At 44.7% G+C, this 18,098-nt stretch carries 16 protein-coding genes; 9 read left to right on the forward strand and 7 right to left on the reverse strand.

The features are described from left to right. Positions 1-122: 122 nt before the first annotated feature. Complete coding sequence (locus P2A85_RS07045) at positions 123-2,936, reverse strand: tetratricopeptide repeat protein (protein ID WP_377478298.1); 2,814 nt, start codon at positions 2,934-2,936, stop codon at positions 123-125. Between the two features lie 41 nt (positions 2,937-2,977). Between P2A85_RS07045 and P2A85_RS07050 the strand changes: the two genes are divergently transcribed. Further along, a complete protein-coding gene (locus P2A85_RS07050; RefSeq protein WP_377478299.1) occupies positions 2,978-3,187 on the forward strand; it encodes a hypothetical protein in 210 nt (69 codons plus the stop codon). A 351-nt stretch (positions 3,188-3,538) separates the two neighbouring features. On the opposite strand, the gene P2A85_RS07055 is transcribed toward P2A85_RS07050, so the two are convergent. Both P2A85_RS07055 and P2A85_RS07060 read right to left on the reverse strand, forming a co-directional pair. Continuing rightward, positions 3,539-4,843: an aspartate aminotransferase family protein gene (locus P2A85_RS07055; RefSeq protein WP_377478300.1), complete on the reverse strand. Its 1,305-nt coding sequence runs from the start codon at positions 4,841-4,843 to the stop codon at positions 3,539-3,541. A gap of 165 nt (positions 4,844-5,008) precedes the next feature. Further along, positions 5,009-6,034, reverse strand: coding sequence for an adenosine deaminase (locus P2A85_RS07060; protein WP_377478302.1), 1,026 nt, complete (start codon positions 6,032-6,034; stop codon positions 5,009-5,011). 264 nt (positions 6,035-6,298) lie between these two features. Here P2A85_RS07060 and P2A85_RS07065 point away from each other — a divergent pair, with 264 nt between their 5' ends. The 5 genes from P2A85_RS07065 (at position 6,299) to P2A85_RS07085 (ending at position 9,372) form a co-directional block, all read left to right on the forward strand. Continuing rightward, a complete protein-coding gene (locus P2A85_RS07065) occupies positions 6,299-7,627 on the forward strand; it encodes an adenylosuccinate synthase (RefSeq protein ID WP_377481343.1) in 1,329 nt (442 codons plus the stop codon). Positions 7,628-7,781: 154 nt separating this feature from the next. Beyond that, complete coding sequence (locus tag P2A85_RS07070; protein ID WP_371116654.1) at positions 7,782-7,988, forward strand: hypothetical protein; 207 nt, start codon at positions 7,782-7,784, stop codon at positions 7,986-7,988. 31 nt (positions 7,989-8,019) lie between these two features. After that, positions 8,020-8,238: a hypothetical protein gene (locus tag P2A85_RS07075; RefSeq protein WP_341738781.1), complete on the forward strand. Its 219-nt coding sequence runs from the start codon at positions 8,020-8,022 to the stop codon at positions 8,236-8,238. After that, the gene (locus P2A85_RS07080; protein WP_341738780.1) at positions 8,238-8,609 is read left to right on the forward strand and encodes a hypothetical protein; all 372 of its coding nucleotides are present in this window, start codon (positions 8,238-8,240) and stop codon (positions 8,607-8,609) included. Before P2A85_RS07075 ends, P2A85_RS07080 begins: the two co-directional genes overlap by 1 nt. 163 nt (positions 8,610-8,772) lie before the next feature. Further along, positions 8,773-9,372 (forward strand): 50S ribosomal protein L25/general stress protein Ctc, encoded by a 600-nt coding sequence (locus P2A85_RS07085; RefSeq protein WP_377478304.1) that lies wholly within the window; start codon positions 8,773-8,775, stop codon positions 9,370-9,372. Between the two features lie 239 nt (positions 9,373-9,611). Here the strand turns inward: P2A85_RS07085 and P2A85_RS07090 are convergent, their stop codons facing one another. From P2A85_RS07090 to P2A85_RS07100, 3 genes are all read right to left on the reverse strand, one after another. After that, on the reverse strand, positions 9,612-10,088 hold the full coding sequence (locus P2A85_RS07090) for a hypothetical protein (protein ID WP_377478306.1): 477 nt from the start codon (positions 10,086-10,088) through the stop codon (positions 9,612-9,614). 66 nt (positions 10,089-10,154) lie between these two features. Next, on the reverse strand, positions 10,155-10,772 hold the full coding sequence (locus P2A85_RS07095) for a cupin domain-containing protein (RefSeq protein ID WP_377478307.1): 618 nt from the start codon (positions 10,770-10,772) through the stop codon (positions 10,155-10,157). A gap of 3 nt (positions 10,773-10,775) precedes the next feature. Beyond that, on the reverse strand, positions 10,776-11,342 hold the full coding sequence (locus P2A85_RS07100) for a sigma-70 family RNA polymerase sigma factor (protein WP_377478308.1): 567 nt from the start codon (positions 11,340-11,342) through the stop codon (positions 10,776-10,778). A 546-nt stretch (positions 11,343-11,888) separates the two neighbouring features. On the opposite strand from P2A85_RS07100, the gene P2A85_RS07105 reads away from it, so the two are divergent. The 3 genes from P2A85_RS07105 to P2A85_RS07115 all read left to right on the forward strand — a co-directional run bounded on the left by P2A85_RS07105 (position 11,889) and on the right by P2A85_RS07115 (position 16,851). After that, entirely contained in the window at positions 11,889-13,103 is a 1,215-nt protein-coding gene (locus P2A85_RS07105; RefSeq protein ID WP_377478310.1) for a DUF4331 family protein, read from the forward strand. Positions 13,104-13,730: 627 nt separating this feature from the next. Beyond that, a complete protein-coding gene (locus P2A85_RS07110; protein ID WP_377478312.1) occupies positions 13,731-15,137 on the forward strand; it encodes a hypothetical protein in 1,407 nt (468 codons plus the stop codon). 235 nt (positions 15,138-15,372) lie between these two features. After that, positions 15,373-16,851 (forward strand): nickel/cobalt transporter, encoded by a 1,479-nt coding sequence (locus P2A85_RS07115; protein WP_377478314.1) that lies wholly within the window; start codon positions 15,373-15,375, stop codon positions 16,849-16,851. A gap of 180 nt (positions 16,852-17,031) precedes the next feature. Here the strand turns inward: P2A85_RS07115 and P2A85_RS07120 are convergent, their stop codons facing one another. Further along, positions 17,032-17,472, reverse strand: a complete 441-nt coding sequence (locus P2A85_RS07120; RefSeq protein WP_377478315.1) for a DUF6918 family protein — start codon at positions 17,470-17,472, stop codon at positions 17,032-17,034. Between the last annotated feature and the right edge of the window lie 626 nt (positions 17,473-18,098).

Below are 18,098 nucleotides of genomic sequence, written 5' to 3' on the forward strand. Positions count from 1 at the left end.
CCGGGGCCGTCAACCACCGCCGGGGTCGTCAACCACCGCCGGGGTCGTCAACCACCGCCGGGGCCTTCTTCACCGTCGGGGCCTTCAACCATCGCCGGGGCCCTCAACCATCGCCGGGGCCGTCACCCACCGCCGGGGCCGTCACCCACCGCCGGGCCTTCAACCACCACAGAATCCCTAGACAAACCCAATCGAATCTTATTTTTCTTCAACGCCTCATACAACTCCCTCACCACTTCCTCCGGCGCATCACTATCAGTACCGCCCGCACCCGAATGATAAATTTCATTCTCCAAATTCTCTTCAACTTGAGGCTTATTTTCGCACCAATCCTTGATTCTTTGAGCGACAATATCCACATTATCCATCGCACCAACATCAATCGCTGCTAATTCTGCAACAAATTGCGGTTCCGATATTTTCAATAACTTACTAAAAGCGGCCACAATTTCTTCAGGTTTCGCATCATCTGGAAGTGACATGACTAATCTCCTTAAATCTGTTTTTGCAGTTGACAGCGGGAAAGTTTCGGTTTCGCCAATTAGCGTAAATGCAGCCCAAGCTATGGGACTCGGAAATCGAGCTTTTGTGGTTAGCATAGCACACCGCAAGGCCGCAGCTCGATCGTCGCCCCGCGCTAAATTTTGGTAGAATTCAGTCATTAGCAACTTGGCTGAAATCACTCCCATATTCCACAGGGAAACGATGATGCTGGGGACTCCGGCGAGGATGAAGCAGCGCGACAATCCGATGACTCCATCTCCCGTGATTTTACCGCGCCCGGTGCTGCACGCGCTCAATACTACGAGTTCCGAATCGAGTTTTAATTGCAGGATATCCACGGCATGAATTGCACCGTCGTCGTCTCCTGATGGTGCTAAAATTATCGCGCCGGGGATGCCGGAACCTTGGAAATCGTCGAGGAGTCCGTGGGCGGATAAATGGACGATGCGCGTGTTTAGCATCCTGTCTAAAATGGCGACTTTTGTGGCATTATCGCCGCTAATTGCTTGGGTTCCTAATGTTGCGGCAATGGCTTCGGCGGCTTCTTTTGCCCTGGGGATTTGGCGGAGTTTGTGGGGGTCTAATTGGAAGTTTGGGTGGATGGTTGGATCGCCGACAATTAGGGCGGCTTGTCTCAATCCTCGGACTCGGTTTTGATGTTCGCGGGTGAGTTCTAATACTTGGATGGATGGGCTGGTGAGGATGGTGTGATGTTCGATTAGGTAGCGGTTGTTGCTATCTTGCAAGGCGGCGAAGGGAACTAAAAATAAGTCGTAGTGGGGGATGAAGATGATGGGGGAATTGGCATCGGTGGGGAGTAAGTATACGATCGGTTCGATCAGGATTTGATGGAGGAGTTGCAGTAGGGGAAAGCGGCCTGTTTCGTCTCGATTGTACTGGGATTCTAGCTGAATTTTGTTGCCTGCGTCGTCGGTTTCATTGGTGCCGATGGAGACGCGGGTTTTGAGGATAATTTGTTTGAGGGATTGGTTTTGTTGGTTGAGGGGTTGGAGGTTGGCGGCGCGATGGGTGATGTTGCCGTTTGGTTGGATTACCCAGATGTAAATTTCTGGATCGATAATTGAATATTCAACTATTGTGGAGTTTCTGTCGCGGGCGATTTGTTGGATTTTGGGGATTGATAATTTATTTGTTTTGTCATTGGTTGGTAATTCATTTGTTAATAAGGTTTGTTGCAATAATTCGACGAAGGCACGGGTGCGGGACATTTCGGATATTTCTAAGGCTTCGTTAAATTTAGATTGGGCGACTAGGACTTGTTGTAACAAGCGATAGGCAGATATTTGGGTTTCAAATATTGAGGCTTTGTGGTCGTTATTGACTAATTCTGAACGCAGAGTTTCACTAATTTTGATTGAGCCACGAAGCGCTGTTTCAGCTTCTGCAAGTTGGTTGGTTTTGAGTAAAGCATTGCCCAAATTGTTGAGGGAAATAGCTTCTCCTTGGCGATATTTGATTTCCCGTGAAATCTCTAAAGACTGTTCGTAAAATTCGATCGCCCTCTGGTATTGCCCTAGGGATTTGTAAGTAATGCCCAAACTGCCGAGGGCATTAGCTTCTCCTTGGCGATATCCGATTTCCCGTGAAATCTCTAAAGACTGTTGGTGAAATTCGATCGCCCTGTGGAATTGCCCTAGGGATTGGTAAGCGTTGCCCAAACCGCAGAGGGAATTAGCTTCTCCTTGGCGATATCCGATTTCCCGTGAAATCTCTAAATCCTGTTCGTAAAATGCGATCGCTTTCTGGAATTGCCCTAGGGATTTGTAAGTAATGCCCAAATTGCCGAGGGCATTAGCTTCTCCTTGGCGATATCCGATTTCCCGTGAAATCTCTAAAGACTGTTCGTAAAATGTGATCGCTTTCTGGAATTGCCCTAGGGAATAGTAAGAATTGCCCAAATTGCCGAGGGAAGCAGCTTCTCCTAGGCGATATCCGATTTCCCGTGAAATCCTTAAAGACTGTTCGTAAAATTCGATCGCTTTCTGGAATTGCCCTAGGGATTGGTAAGCGATGCCCAAACTGCCGAGGGAATTAGCTTCTCCTTGGCGATATCCGATTTCCCGATAGATAGTTAATGCCTGTTCCCAAGACTGCAAAGCCTCTCGAAATTGACTGAGTTTATGGTGCTGAATTCCTTGTTTTAACAGTCTGTTTGCTTCCGCTTTCAGTGTAATTCCCGCTAAAAAGTCGCCATCCACCTTACCCAGTAGCCTTGCAAAATCTTTCAACCGATTAGCATTATTTAATTTACCTTGTTCTCTGAGATTATCAGCCTCTTCTAGCATTGCCGCTACCAAGCCATCATCCAGCAATTCCGGGTGAGTTTTCAATATCTGGGCTTCTTCGCCGCTGGGACTATTTAGCAGTTGATTTATCAGGTTGAGATAGGCTTGTTGGCGTTCAGAGTTCATGGCGATTTGGGATTTGGGATGGTTCGCTATATTAATTATCGGTGAAACTCATCTGTTTGGGGCGATCGATGGCAAGTTTTTTTCGCTTGGATGTGCGGGGTGGCGAGAAACCGGATTTTTGTACCGCAGATGATGGCGGATGTACGCTGATGAACGCAGATGAATTTTGGATGTGTGGGGTGGTGAGAAACCGGGTTTTTTCGAGAATAGTTGGTTACAGTCGGAGATATTGCCAAAAACCCGGTTTCTGAGATTTTGGGTGTGGCGAGAAACCGGGTTTTTTCCGAGAATATCGATACACCGCCCAAAAACTGCGAAAAACCCGGTTTCTTTGATTTATGTCGTAGTGCGATTATTTGTCCAGGGGGCTGTTTGTTTGTCCGCGAGTCCGCCAGGGGTTAAAACCCCTGTCTCATAGCGAAAGTCGGTTGAAACCGACTGAAGAATATGGTGACAGATACTTGATTATGGTGACAAATACTTGAATATTTGTTGATTTAATCTGTTTTTTAGTCCTCTTTTAGAGGACTTTCGCTATGAGACGGGGGTTTTCAACCCCCGGCGGACTTGCGGGTTAGCGTGGGGATTTTGGTGGCGGGGATTTACTCCATCCCCTGCAAAACCGCAGTCAAAATTTCCACAATGCGATCGATATGTTCCTTCTCAATAATCAACGGCGGCGACAAAGCAATTATATCACCAGTCGTGCGAATCAACAACCCATTTTCGTAGCACTTGGTAAAACAATCAAAAGCTCGTTTCCCCGGCTTCCCAGCAATAGATTCCAACTCAATTCCCGCCACAAGTCCCAAATTGCGGACATCAATAACATGGCGAACTCCTTTAAAAGAATGCACCGCATCTTCCCAATAACCAGCCATCTTATCAGCCCGTTCAAATAACTTTTCTTCCTCATAAATATCCAGCGTCGCCAAAGCAGCAGCACAAGCCACAGGATGCCCAGAATAAGTATAACCATGAAACAGCTCGATCGCATTTTCAGGAGCATTCATAAAAGCATCATAAATCCCCTCCTTCACAAACACCGCCCCCATCGGCACAGTACCGTTAGTTATCCCCTTCGCAGCCGTCACCATATCAGGAATTACCCCAAAATATTCAGTAGCAAAACTCGCACCCAAACGCCCAAAGCCCGTAATTACCTCATCAAAAATTAGCAGAATTCCGTACTTGTCACAAATCGCTCTGAGCCTTTCCAAATAACCTTTTGGCGGAATCAAAACGCCAGTAGAACCAGCCACCGGTTCCACAATTACCGCCGCAATATTTGACGCATCGTGCAAAGCCACAATCCCCTCCAATTCATCCGCCAAATGCGCCCCCCATTCCGGCTGTTTGCGGCTGAAAGCATTGTGTTCTAGGTTATGAGTGTGAGGTAAATGATCTACTCCTGTCAGCAAACTGCCGAAAAACTTGCGATTTGGACCAATCCCACCGACAGAAATTCCCCCAAAACCAACACCGTGATAACCCCGTTCCCTACCAATCAATCTTTGGCGAGTACCTTCACCTCTAACTCGATGATAGGCGATCGCAATTTTTAACGCAGTCTCCACCGATTCCGAACCAGAATTAGTAAAGAAAACGCGATCGAAATTCCCTGGAATCAGCTTTACCAAACGTTCCGCCAATTCAAAAGCAGCCGGATGTCCCATTTGAAAAGCCGGCGAATAATCCAGACGCAAAACCTGCTGTTTAACCGCTTCAGCAATTGTCTCGCGGGCGTGCCCTGCATTCACGCACCAAAGCCCCGCAGTACCATCGAGGATCGATCGATTATCATCGCTGGTAAAGTGCATATCTTTTGCCGACACCAACATTCGCGGATTCGCTTTAAACTGTCGGTTTGCGGTGAAGGGCATCCAATAAGCGTCCATATTTGTCATTGTTTTTTTATGCTTTTATTTTCTAAAATAACATATTTGAACGAACCACGAAGACGCAAAGAGCGCGAAGGAAGAAAAGAAAGAGCTTTTTCTTATTTCTAGGATTGCTATATCTTCCTCTTTCTCTTCCTTCGTGTCCTTCGCGCCTTCGCGGTTCGTTTAATCTTACTCCACAGACTCATGCTGCAACAAACCAGTCAGGATTTTGGCAGGTTGCTCGCCGTATGGCCACGCGAAAGCATGGCGGAAAGCGGCATTTTGACACGCTTGCAATTGCCGAAAATCAATGATATCCAGAGTCAATAAATTTTCGTATTCAAAAGGCAGCCGCACGTTGTGCAATCCCGCGTTGTCCGTGCAAATGGCAATATCGACACCGGCTTCAAAACAGCGATCGAATACTACCTTCAATTCCCGCATATCTTGCAAGGTTCCAGTTTTCAGATAGGTGGTCGGGCAAACTTCCAAGCATTGACCCCTACGTGCTACTTCTGGCAACAGTTCGGGATATTTTAACGGAATTTGAATCCCGTGGCCGATTCGCATCAGATAGGGCAAAAGTTCGGGATAACAGCCCGATGTAGTTTCGTAGAGGTGTCCGGTTGTTTTAATGCCGATCGACCTTGCGTACTGATACAACCCGACAAATTCGTCCAAACGATCGCCAATAGCAGCATCACCGCCCGCAAGATCGATCGCACAAACATATTCTCCCATCTGTGCAGCCAAATCGACGATCGCCCGATTCACTTCATAGGGTAAACGCGAGTGCATACACAAAATTTGGCTGGTCACAATTGGACAATCGGTAATTTGACTCGCCTTACCCACAACTCGGACAATTTCTGCCATCAAATCAATTCGTTCTGACTGCGACAAATGTTCTGGAGTTCGCAGATAAGGTGTATAACGCAACTCCAAATAAGCCAGATTTTCAAACACGTAAGCGCCCCGCATCAACCGATAAATGAAATAAGGCAAAGTCTCAACTGTTTGAACGCTTTCTACCAGCGTGTGCAGTTCCAAATACTCATCCAGAGTATTGCGCCGACTTGTGTAAAACTCCTCAAACTCCGAGTATTCTTGAAATCGATCGACCATTTCAGCATTGTGGCGATCGAAATACCGCCACAGCACCCTAGGAACCACAGAACCACCTAGATGGCGGTGCAACTCAGCGTGTAAACTCATGGCAAAACAGCCTCAATTTTCTAGATTGTAACAAAAATTAATTAGTCAGTCCTTGTGAGTGAGTTCCCATCCCCCCTTGGGGGGGCTGGGGGGGTTGCCCCAATGCCCCATCCCCCAATTCCCAATTCCCAATCCCCCCTTGGGGGGGGCTGGGGGGGGGTTGCCCAATCTATCCAAAATCTAAAATCAAAAATTGATTGACATTTGACACATATCCGTAGATAATCGAAGTTTGTGTCAACTAGAACGGAACGCGAAAAACCCTTGGCTAACGTAGTTGTAATCGGCGCCCAGTGGGGCGATGAAGGAAAAGGCAAAATTACCGATTTGCTCAGCAAATCCGCAGATATCGTTGTCCGCTACCAAGGGGGCGTCAACGCCGGTCATACCGTGGTAGTCAACGGTCAGACTTTCAAGCTACATCTGATTCCGTCGGGAATTCTCTACCCCGATACCGAATGTATCATCGGCTGTGGCACGGTCATTGACCCTAAAGTTTTAATTCAAGAATTGGATCAGTTAGAAAAACTCAACATTTCTACTGCCAAGTTGATGATTTCCCAGACTGCTCACGTCACCATGCCCTATCACAGATTAATTGATGTGGCATCGGAAGAACAACGGGGCAATTATAAAATTGGGACAACCGGACGCGGCATTGGCCCTACCTACGCGGATAAGTCCGAACGTACAGGTATTCGGATGCTCGATTTAATGGACTTGGAAGGCTTCCAAGAACAACTGGAATGGACAATTAATCATAAAAATGTCATTCTGGAAAAACTCTACAATTTGCCTCCTCTCAATCCCCAAGATGTGATTGATGAATACCGAGTCTATGCAGAACGTTTGCGCCCCCACGTAGTAGACAGTTCGCTGAAGATTTATGACGGGATTCACACGCGGAAAAATATTCTGTTTGAAGGGGCCCAAGGTACTTTATTAGACTTAGACCACGGCACTTATCCTTACGTTACTTCCAGCAGTCCGATCGCAGGTGGTGCTTGTGTCGGAACTGGAGTTGGCCCTACAGCGATCGATCGCGTTATTGGAGTCGCAAAAGCTTATACAACCCGTGTGGGAGAAGGCCCCTTCCCTACCGAAATGGTAGATGGAATTGGAACTGTTTTGGGCGAAAGAGGAGCAGAATTTGGCACTACCACCGGTCGGAAACGCCGTTGCGGTTGGTTCGATGCAGTCATTGGCCGCTACGCCGTTCGCATCAACGGACTTGACTGTCTAGCAATTACCAAACTAGATGTTTTGGATGAATTAGAAGAAATCAAAGTCTGCGTTGCTTACGAAATTGAGGGCGAACGCTGTGTCGATTTCCCTAAGAATTCCCGCATTTTTGCTCAGTGCAAACCCATCTATGAAACCCTTCCGGGTTGGAAACAATCCACCGAAGATTGCCGTAATTTGGAAGATTTGCCTCAGCAAGCTTTGGATTATTTGAAGTTTTTGGCAGATTTGATGGCAGTGCCGATCGCGATCGTTTCTCTGGGTGCTGGCCGCGACCAAACTATCATTGTCGAAGACCCAATTCACGGACCAAAGCGGGGATTATTGTCTGTTGATGGTACACCAGCCTAACGTTGCCTTAAAATATCATTTTGGGTATCAACCAATCATACTCAAAATTTTTGGCAGTCTCGCCGCGACCAACTTAGTTCAGAGTTCCAGCAGATTTAGTGCACTTGACCCACGGCGAGGTCAAGTGTATCCTTATTTACAGGGAGTTAAGTAAATGACTGACGAGGATGAACTGATAGCACGGCTAGAAGTTCACAGAGATATGATTGGATGGCTTATAATGGAGTTAAGCAAAGAAGGAATACAAGCCAAAAGAACAACCGGAAACAATCCCAAAGGTGATATTTTGATAGTCAACCAGCAAGATGTTCCGCAAGTCAAACAGCTACTCCGCAATTTTCAGATAGAATTCAATAGTTAATTTATCAAAACAATAAAAAGTATAAATAATAATGAATGAACCGCATATTGAAATCAAAGCCTGGAAAAACAAAAAAATAGATTCCACAAAAGCTAAGGAAATATGTCAAAAAGGAACTGTGATTGGAGTTATTAGCACAGGGGGAATTACTAAACCAGCTAAGGTTGTATTCGACAAAGCAGATGTAGCTTGGGTAGAAAATTTTCCAGAGAGTAAGTTATTGAATCAGGAAGGTCAGGAGGAAAGCTAATGTTAGACATGATTTTTTATGCCTTCAAAACTAATCAGCCACCGCACTATGTCGGAATGTCTGAAGACGTTTACGAGTGGTTGGCAAAATCAGAATTTTCCAAAATTGGCAAATCTGTCCCCAGAAATATTTTGATAGATGAAGAGGAGGAAAAGCTACCTTTAGTTGAGTTAGATCAAGATATTCGCCAGAAGTTTAGAAATTTTTTCCGCGACGCAATTATCTGCGAAAGCGATACCGTCCTTGCTAAGCTGGGTGATTCCCCTCTCAAAGAAGAATACCAAGCAGAAACGTATCGTCTCAGGAAATTGTTAGACTTGCTGAAGTGTGTGGAAAATGAAAATTATCAGTATCTTCAGAGAGTCCTTTAAAAAGAAGAGTATCAAACAGGAACGTACCGTTTGAGAAAAATGCTGGAATTGCTCAAGTGTGTGGAAAACGAAAACTATCAATACCTTCAGCGAATTTAATTAAGTACGATCGCACTACCACAAATTTGGTAAAATGTGAAAACAATAAGCCAAAAGTCAGAAAATGGAAATCGCAGTTGAATGTCAAAAGCGAGCTGAAGGCAGCAAGCCCAATGCCCTCCGTCGCTCAGGATTGATTCCCGCCGTGCTTTACGGCCATCAAGGATCTGAATCTCTTGCTCTTACTATCCCAGCCAAAGCCGTTGAAACTCTCCTCAAACAGCGTGTTGTCAACAACGTCTTAATTGACCTGAATATTCCAGAAATTTCTTGGAAAGGAAAAACTTTGTTGCGGGAAGTGCAGCGCCATCCTTGGAAAGGTTTTCCCTATCACCTCAGCTTTTTTGCGGTAGGAAGTCAAGACAGCCTCGAAGTTGAATTGTCCTTGCATTTTGTCGGCGAATCTGTCGGTGTCAAGTTGGGAGGCGGCATCTTGGATACCGTAATGACCCAACTAGCAGTTAAGTGTAAACCTGACAGCATTCCTGATGCCATTGAAGTAGATATTTCTAATTTAAATGTAGGGGATGCACTGCACATTCACGAACTCGTGTTACCCGCAGGAGTAGTAGCTATTGGTGAACCAAATCAGGTGGTTGTCAGCGTACTTGGTACTCAAGCTGGTTCTGAAAATGACTCAGAAGCAGCAACACCAGCAGCTTAATTAGTAATTAGTCATAGTTGCTAACTAATTATTAAACCCATGGCGATCGCTTTTTACTCAAAAGGCGATCGCTTTTTAATTGCCATAACCATTAATTTTCGCTGTGATATCGTTTACGGTTGCATTGGAAGGATTTAACCGCAGAGAGCGCAGAGGGCACAGAGGAGGAGAAGAGAGAGATGAATACAGGACGATACCAACGGATTTGATATGACAGGGCACTGCCCTGTCCTGACTGATTACCTAATGGCTAATTCCGGGCAGTAGTGATTCGACGCCAGAGTCACGGTAATATCAGTATCCGCCAGAAAACTTTCTTTAGCAATGGGATTTTCCATACTCGCGGCTTCCCCGATCGCTCTTAATTTTAATTCCGGCAGAGAAACTCCCGATTTTGCCTCCGCACACATTCTTTTAGCTGCTGCAATTTTTTGACTAGGGCGGCTTTGAATTGCTTGCAATAAACTATCCGTTGTCGCTGTCGAGTAGCTTTTAGCTAAACGTTTGTAGTCTTCAATAAATTTCCCATCATTCCCAGTAATTTTAACTGTTGGTTCCTGATTAGAACACAACTGATTTAAATTAATCACTTCTCCCGCTGAGTTGACGATAAAACATCCTTCCCGTTCTTGGGCGATCGCACTTTTGTTGTTGCTGGCTATGACTTGAATCAACATCACAGCTATCATCGCACTTAAACGCAAGCTATTTAGCATGATACAGAACTCCTTTGTTAATTTTTAGTTGTTATTTGTTGTTTGTTAGTTTTAAACACTCAAAACTCAACTCAACATTTCGTTATCTATGGATGATTTCACTAACAATAAACATCCGCCACGAGTTACAGGTGCATGAATAGAGTTAGGAAATGAGCGAATATAATCCCCTTGATAACAAACTTCTCCCTCCACCTCTAAATCTCCTTCTAACATAAACACTTCTTCTACTCCAGTGTGTCTATGTAGGGGAAACTTGATTCCAGGTTCTAACCGCATCAAACAGGTAAATTCGCGCTTGTCTCCATCGACATAAAGGTTAGCAAACGAAATACCTGAAACTCTATATTTTCTCCATTTCACATTCTGCGATCGCACAATTACAGAAGGAGTATTGTTTTCACTAGCAGCAATAACTGGCTGTGAATTAACTTCCTCGGTGGGAGTTGGCGCAAGTTCGGCGATGCGCTGAAACAAACGGTGTTTGAGGTTGGGGGAGACAGGTACGGGAGGGGCTGTATAGGCGATCGCCGCCACCGCAGCCTCAACAGCATCTAATTCAGTTTCAAGTTGTGGAGACTCTTGCAATTTCTCTTTAAGGGCGCGACTTTCTGACTCGTCCATAGTATCGAGAGCTCGAAGCGCTGTAAGGATATTAAATTCCTCATACTCCATGATTTCCATAATTTAAACTATTTCGCTCAAAGCTTGACGCAATTTAGAAATACCTAACCGAATTCGGGTTTTGATAGTACCCACAGGAATGCCTGTCTTAGTAGCGATCGCAGCACAAGTCAATCCTTGATAATAGGCTAATTCAATCGCCTGTCGTTGTTCTGGCGGCAATGCTTCCAGCGCTGCTTTAACTTGTTCGCTCCGTTCTTCTAGTATGGCATCTGCCATCGGTTCTGCCATAGGATAAATAGGAACTTTCGCATTTTCCAAAGAAGCAACAACCGTCCGAAAATTGCGCTGCAAAACTCGAAGTCGATCCAGAGAACGACTGCGCGTCAGCAGAAACAACCAAGTATCGACTCGACTTCGGGAAACATCATAACTTGATGCTTTTTGCCAAATCTGAGAAAAAACATCTAGTACAACTTCTTCAGCTTCTTCTACCGAACCCAGAATTTTGTAAGCGAGAGCATAACTAGCGCGACCATAGCGATCGTACAGTTTAGCTAAGGCTGTTTGGTCTTTCTGGGCAATCTGCACTAATAGTAGCGATTCATCCCCTGACTTTTGAGCTGTCATTTCAGTGTACCGAAAAAAATGTGTTTTGACTGCACAGATCCAAAATTAAAAATTCAGCGTATATCACTACATAACCCAAAGATAATTGTAAGTTTGAAGTTGGGGGGGTACAAGCTGGGGTATGCCTTTTCAGGCTAGTTTTACACTGCTTTGAATTATGAGATTCCCAATTCATATTGCAGTTTATCACTTCCGCAATCTCAAATCTCAAATCTTTTGACTCCCAGAAAATCCGAGGGTAAATCTGAAATTAGCAATTTTTACAAAACTTAACAAAACCAGATAGATCCAAAATAGCAAAACCTTCGTATACCAGTTAGGTTCGGGTTCTCAGCGTAATGGTGGCGACAGCTATAGCAATCCTAAATCATTTGTGAATTTCTTACTCCCTCCCCTTCATAAGGGGAGGGTTGGGGTGGGGTAAAAAACTTTACGACTCCTGCAAGGATTGCTATATAACTTCGCCAACCCATAACCAATCGAGTTTTTCCGTCAACCATGCTACTAAGTTATATCCATACTATCTTTGCAATAAAGGTGCTAACTGTGAAACTACCCAAAAACATTCGGCGCACAATACTAGCGATAGAATTAGCTCTAATTGCCGTATTAACCCCAGGGATAATTGCAGCATCCGATCACGACGACGGCGAAGTAGACATCAAAGGTCGCACAGTCAATTTAACAGACCTCTACGTGTTTCGCGAACAAGACCAGAATTCTGGCGCTGCGGACGGAGATTTAGTATTCATCATGAATTCAAATCCCCGGTCTATAGCTCGCTATCAATATTATTTCAGCACTACGGCTCTCTACCAATTTCACATCACACAGGTTGGTGATGTGAATTCTACCCCCACGGGACGAGCAGATATAATTCTGAGATTGGCATTTAGTCCGCCTAATAATCAAGGTATACAAGCGGCGGCTGTTACCGTGGTTCGTGGCGGTGTAGAAACCACTACAAAGACAACAGTTAATAATAGCTTAATTACCACAACACCGCTCAATTCTAATGCTGTTTTAAATACAGTACCTGTGGGCGGTTCTAACTTGACCGTATTTGCAGGTTTGCGGGAAGATCCATTCTTCTTTGATGTAGAACAATTTTTCCGAGTGCGGGCTGGGGCTTTAAGCACTGGACCGAAAGTAAGTTTTAAACAACCAAGTCAAGCGATCGACTTTGCGAAAGGTTACAACGTCAATACGATTGCTGTGCGGGTTCCGAAAGCATTTTTGCAAGCAGGAACTGGGGCGAATACCTTTGATGTGTGGTCAACGGTTTCCATCAGGGATGGAGTTGGTGGTTTCAAACAATTTGAGCGCTTGGCTAGACCTGCAATCAATGAAGGTTTAATCGTAACTCCTGGGTTTATGGAGGCATTTAATAATATTTCTCCCAGATTAGATTTGAGTCCTGCTGCGGCTCCGGTGCGGCAGGAAGCTGTTGCGACTCTGAATGCTGTGGATCTTTTGGATGGTAAGGATAACGTCGATCCAAATGCGATCGCAGGAGCTTTTTTACCAGATGTGATGCGGATTGATACGACCAAAGCAAGCGGTTATGGTAGCGCGACAAATGCTCAAGGAAGTTTGATTGGAGGGCGGATGATTTTGGATGATGTGATTGATATCACTTTGGGAGCTTTGGTGGGTTCTCCCGTGGGCGATAACGTTTCTTATGAAGGAACGCCGGGAAATCCGGCTCAGGGACATAAGCCTTTACAGCCGAGTTTTCCTTATTTGGCTTTGCCGAATTAGTCATTAGTCATTAGTCATTAGTCATTAGTCATTAGTCATTAGTGATTAGTCATTAGTGATTAGTGATTAGTCATTAGTGATTAGTCATTAGTGATTAGTCATTAGTGATTAGTCATTAGTGATTAGTCATTAGTCATTAGTCATTAGTGATTAGTCATTAGTCATTAGTCATTAGTGATTAGTCATTAGTCATTAGTGATTAGTCATTAGTGATTAGTCATTAGTCATTAGTCATTAGTGATTAGTCATTAGTCATTAGTCATTAGTGATTAGTGATTAGTCATTAGTGATTAGTCATTAGTCATTAGTCATTAGTGATTAGTCATTAGTCATTAGTGATTAGTCATTAGTGATTAGTCATTAGTCATTAGTCATTAGTCATTAGTCATTAGTCATTAGTGATTAGTGATTAGTCATTAGCAGTACCCTGCCCAACGACTGCGTTTATCCTGCCCTTCGACTCCGCTCAGGAACCGCGTAGCCGAAGGGCTCAGGAACCGCGGAGCGTCGCCCTGAGCGTAGTCGAAGGGTCGAAGGGTTATGGGTTATGGGTTATGGGTTATGGGTTATGGTTATTGGCTAATGATGGGAAATTCTTTTTTTTTGAACTCAGATTAACGCAGATTTATGAGTGTGAAAATAGGACGAGGAATTAAATCGGATGTTGTTTGGTGGTGGCTGCTGATAGCAGTTCCTGTAGTTGGTATTTTAGTGATTAATTTACCTCCTAATTTTCGTGAGATTGCGGATAAGTTTTCTGAAAAAAGTCCGGCAAATCTCGATGCTAATTACAGATATCATTTTTCGGATGTTTTGAGAAATAATCCGAATCAGAAAGATGCTATTCAACAAGAAATTACTTTTTATCAGCAGCGGCTGGCTGTGGATTCAAAAAGTGGTTTGAACCGGGCTGCATTGGCTGGGGTTTATTTGAAAATGGCTCGGGCTACTGGGGAGGGTGGTTGGTTTTTGTTGGCCCAACAGGCTGCTCAAAGATCGATCGCGGATTTGCCTTTTGATAATAAAGGTGCGCTGTTAGTTTTAGCTAGAATTGCTGAGGCTAGACACGATTTTGCCACTGCTTTGCGTTTGGCTAAACAAGTGGGTTTTGACAATGAGGATGCGATCGCCCTTTCAGTCACATCTCACTTAGCAATGGGAAAAGTCAAGGAGGCGAATGCAGCAGCAGAAGCCTTAGTGAAGCGGCTTCCCAACTTGGGCTCTCTGACTTTGAGGGCTTTGGTGAGGGAATCTCAAGGTAGAGATGCGGAGGTTTTGCAGGATTACAAACAAGCTTTGGCCCTGGAGGAACCAGGAGAAGTGGCGGGTTCGGCGCGTACCCGATCGCTCTTGGGTCGATTTTACAGCCGTCGTGGGCAGTTTGTGCAGGCGAAAGCGCTGTTTTTGGAAACTTTGCGGTTGCTACCTCGATACCCGCTAGCGTTGATTTATATGGCGGATTTAGAAGTGCGCCAAGGCAATTACCGGGAAGCAGAAAGTTATTACAGCAAGGTTTCTGCTTATTCGGGAGGGGCTGCGACGATATACGATCGCCTTGTCGATCGCGGTATGGCGAGAGTCAAACAGTTACAGGGAGATGCGATCGCCTCCCAAAAACTCCTCGACAAAGCTGAGGCTACGCTACGACAGGAACAGGTTTCTGGAGTTGGAGGTTTCGGGCACCGCCGGGATTTGGCGAGTTTGCTACTAGAAAAAGGTCGATCGCAGGATGTCACAGAAGCATTAGCCTTAATGCAAGCAGAAGTAAAAATCCGGCGAGATGCTGCGACGCTCGATACCTTAGCCTGGGCGCTTTTGAGTGCAGGGGAATGGAAAAAAGCCGAGGATGTGATGGCCCAAATAATGCGATCGGCGATTCGAGATGCGAGTATATTCGATCGGGCGGGTGCGATCGCCCTTAAATTAGGGAAAAATCGTGAATCTCGCGCCTATTTCCAAACAGCCAAAGAAATCGACCCTACCTTCAAAAGGCGATCGAATCAAGCATTAGGTTTAGGAAACGATCAATTTTGACATTAACTAATAGCCGTCATTCTGACAAGTTTGCTATTCCGTCAATCCGCCAGGGGTTGAAACCCCTGGCTCAAAGCTTAAGTCCTCTAAAGAGGACTAAAAGATATAAAAAGTAGAAAATCTTTAGTCGGTTTCAACCGACTTGAGCTATTAGACAGGGGTTTCAACCCCTGGCGGACTGTCACACTCACGAAAAAATTGCTAGCGGAAAAAATCACTAGAAATAGAGGTATTTATGCAAAACAAATCAAAGCGATCGCCAAAACTCTTCATCCTATTTTTCCTAACACTTTCAATATTACTAACAACCTCAACCAATCCAGCTTACTCACACTGGGCAGATTTATCAGTAGCAGAAATAGTAGTCAACGATTACCAAACCGAAATAACCCTAACATTCCCAACCGGCTTAACAAAATTTGCAGACGACAACCAAGACAATCAGCTACAACCCGCTGAAATTCGCAACCACCAAGCACAACTTGAAAAATTTTTCAGCCAAAATATCACCATCAAAAATCCTAGCAAAATTCCCGGAAAACTAGCAGTAAAACCGCTAGAAATAGCAGCCAAAACAGCCACATTAATTCAGCAGCCTAATAGCCACAGCACTTTATTTTTAGACTATACATGGCCCACAACATCTCAAACATCTCAACCTAAATTACCTACTTCAAACTTAATTAACAAAAATAAATTTTTGATTAATTATCATCTATTTTTACCAGGCATAAACACAGCAAGCTGTCAAGCAACAATTGTCCAAGCAGGCACGCTCAAAAGTTTTGTATTCACACCACAAAATCGAGAATTTTTAGTAACACAAAATGAATCAATTTGGGATGAAACTTGGAGTTGGCTGTTAGCCTTAGCCGGAGCATTTGCTTGGGGAGCCATGCACGCGATGTCACCTGGACACGGAAAAACCATTGTGGGTGCTTATTTGGTAGGTGCGCGGGCTACTCCCCTACACGCTGTATTTTTAGCAGCAACTACTACAATTACTCACACAGCGGGCGTGTTTGCTGTGGGCGGAATTACTCTGTTTGCTTCTCATTTAATTAATCCAGAAAAACTGAATCCTTGGTTGAATTTAATCTCTGGTTTTTTGGTGGCTTTAATTGGCTTCAAGCTACTTATGGAAAGAACAAAAAATGGGTTCGCACTGAGGACGAGCTTCTTCAAATATTTGCCAACTAAAATTTTTAATCAAAACTGGGGTTTCAGGAATAAAGTGCTGACTATGAACTATGAAGAACCAGTTAATCTATTAAACAGGGGAACTTGGGAGAGAGAATTTAAGCCTGTTAAATCAGAGATAAATCATCATGTTCACCATCATGGAGACGGCCGCGTTCACTCACATTTGCCACCCGGAGCTGACGGTTCTCCTGTTACTTGGAAAAGCTTATTAGCCTTGGGCATTTCTGGCGGTTTGTTGCCTTGTCCTTCGGCGTTGGTGATGCTATTGAGTGCATCAGCTTTGGGTAGTGTGGGTTTGGGCATGACTCTGGTGGTAGCATTTAGTTTGGGGTTGGCTTTGGTGTTGACTGCGATCGGCTTAATCTTAGTTTATGCGAAAGGGAAGTTTGATAAATTACCAAAACAACTGGCGGTAGTGAAGATTTTACCTGGGATTAGTGCGATGTTGGTCTTGTTATTGGGTTTGGGAATTACGGGACAGGCAATGTTGCAGATATTGACTACGAATTAATTCTTTTATTACTCGTTACTCGTTACCAGGCCAGAGCCTGGTAACGCTGATCGGAAGGCTCTGCCGACCTTTCGATTTTCTCTCTTCGACGAGGCAGAGCCTCTGGATATGGGTTCCCAGGCTAGAGCCTAGGAACCAGTTAAACCCAACCTACTTCATCTATTTGGGAAACGGTATATATCAGCCTGCACTATTATATTGATCAATGATTTTGGCTAAATCAGGTATTCCCTTTTCCACATAATTCTTAGCTGAGGGGCGCAGTTTGGCATAGGCTCCTTTCACCATGGCTCTGGTGCTGTTTTCGACTCTGGCATCGCTGATTTGGAGCAATTCGTCTGCTACTTGAGATTTTCTTTCGGTGAGATATTCGACTGGGTTGCCATTGGTTACTGCTTCATTCCACATGGGATCGAGTGCGATCGAGATTTCTGGCAGCAGTTGATCTACGACTTGGGCGCAATAATCAGCTCGTATCCCCTTGACAGTAGCGTAGGCAGCTTTTAGAGCCAAACCACCCATTCCCGAAGCCGAAGCAACTTGTTCGTCGATCAACTTTACACAATCATCAACAAAATTGTCTCGGTTCTTTTCATTCAATAGAATATCGCTAAGTGCCATTTTAACTCTCCTGGGTTTAACAGTGAGTATACTCTACAATGAAAATAGAACCTATCAAGGAAAATATCAAAAAAATACTCTTGGTCATTCCGATCGCACTGGCAACTCTAATTAAGATTAGATTTCACTCTCGGCACGGTTCGGTAATGTAACGAGGGGAAGTTTTAGGAATTGAGTCAAATTTTGGTTCGATCGCAATACGTAATTTTCAGGTAATTTCGGGGACGTGCTTAGTCCGGCAAATACTTGCAGTGATAGGGTTAAGCCGAGGGCTAACAACATTTTTTCCAACATGGCACTGCCTCCAATATTAAGATGCACTCTGGCATCATTTCTCTTACACCATCAAGATACAAACATCTTTCACCTTTCCGTGCGATCGCATCGATCTATATCAGTGATATGTATCACAAGTTACACATAGTCCCGAAGGGGGAGAGGGCAGGGCTGTTTGATTCTCTGGTAGGGGCTCCCCCCCGCGACTGCTCCTACCCCCTCCCCTTCTTCTCTCTTCCCTCTTGCCTATTCCCTCACAGAAGTCAAAAATTGTCCTAGAGAAAGCTGCCACCGGACACCCCTGAAAGGTAGAATTAGCCCGTAGAGGTTATTTGACAAAGCGGAGGTGC

The sequence above is a fragment of the Microcoleus anatoxicus genome (assembly GCF_042465725.1).
Lineage (GTDB): Bacteria > Cyanobacteriota > Cyanobacteriia > Cyanobacteriales > Microcoleaceae > Microcoleus > Microcoleus anatoxicus.

Excerpts from the sequence above, each read along its gene's own strand:
- P2A85_RS07045 (WP_377478298.1), bottom strand. The coding sequence starts at position 2,936 with ATGAACTCTGAACGCCAACAAGCCTATCTCAACCTGATAAATCAACTG.
- P2A85_RS07055 (WP_377478300.1), bottom strand. The coding sequence starts at position 4,843 with ATGACAAATATGGACGCTTATTGGATGCCCTTCACCGCAAACCGACAG.
- P2A85_RS07060 (WP_377478302.1), bottom strand. The coding sequence starts at position 6,034 with ATGAGTTTACACGCTGAGTTGCACCGCCATCTAGGTGGTTCTGTGGTT.
- P2A85_RS07070 (WP_371116654.1), top strand. The coding sequence starts at position 7,782 with ATGACTGACGAGGATGAACTGATAGCACGGCTAGAAGTTCACAGAGAT.
- P2A85_RS07075 (WP_341738781.1), top strand. The coding sequence starts at position 8,020 with ATGAATGAACCGCATATTGAAATCAAAGCCTGGAAAAACAAAAAAATA.
- P2A85_RS07080 (WP_341738780.1), top strand. The coding sequence starts at position 8,238 with ATGTTAGACATGATTTTTTATGCCTTCAAAACTAATCAGCCACCGCAC.
- P2A85_RS07085 (WP_377478304.1), top strand. The coding sequence starts at position 8,773 with ATGGAAATCGCAGTTGAATGTCAAAAGCGAGCTGAAGGCAGCAAGCCC.
- P2A85_RS07090 (WP_377478306.1), bottom strand. The coding sequence starts at position 10,088 with ATGCTAAATAGCTTGCGTTTAAGTGCGATGATAGCTGTGATGTTGATT.
- P2A85_RS07095 (WP_377478307.1), bottom strand. The coding sequence starts at position 10,772 with ATGGAAATCATGGAGTATGAGGAATTTAATATCCTTACAGCGCTTCGA.
- P2A85_RS07100 (WP_377478308.1), bottom strand. The coding sequence starts at position 11,342 with ATGACAGCTCAAAAGTCAGGGGATGAATCGCTACTATTAGTGCAGATT.
- P2A85_RS07110 (WP_377478312.1), top strand. The coding sequence starts at position 13,731 with ATGAGTGTGAAAATAGGACGAGGAATTAAATCGGATGTTGTTTGGTGG.
- P2A85_RS07115 (WP_377478314.1), top strand. The coding sequence starts at position 15,373 with ATGCAAAACAAATCAAAGCGATCGCCAAAACTCTTCATCCTATTTTTC.
- P2A85_RS07120 (WP_377478315.1), bottom strand. The coding sequence starts at position 17,472 with ATGGCACTTAGCGATATTCTATTGAATGAAAAGAACCGAGACAATTTT.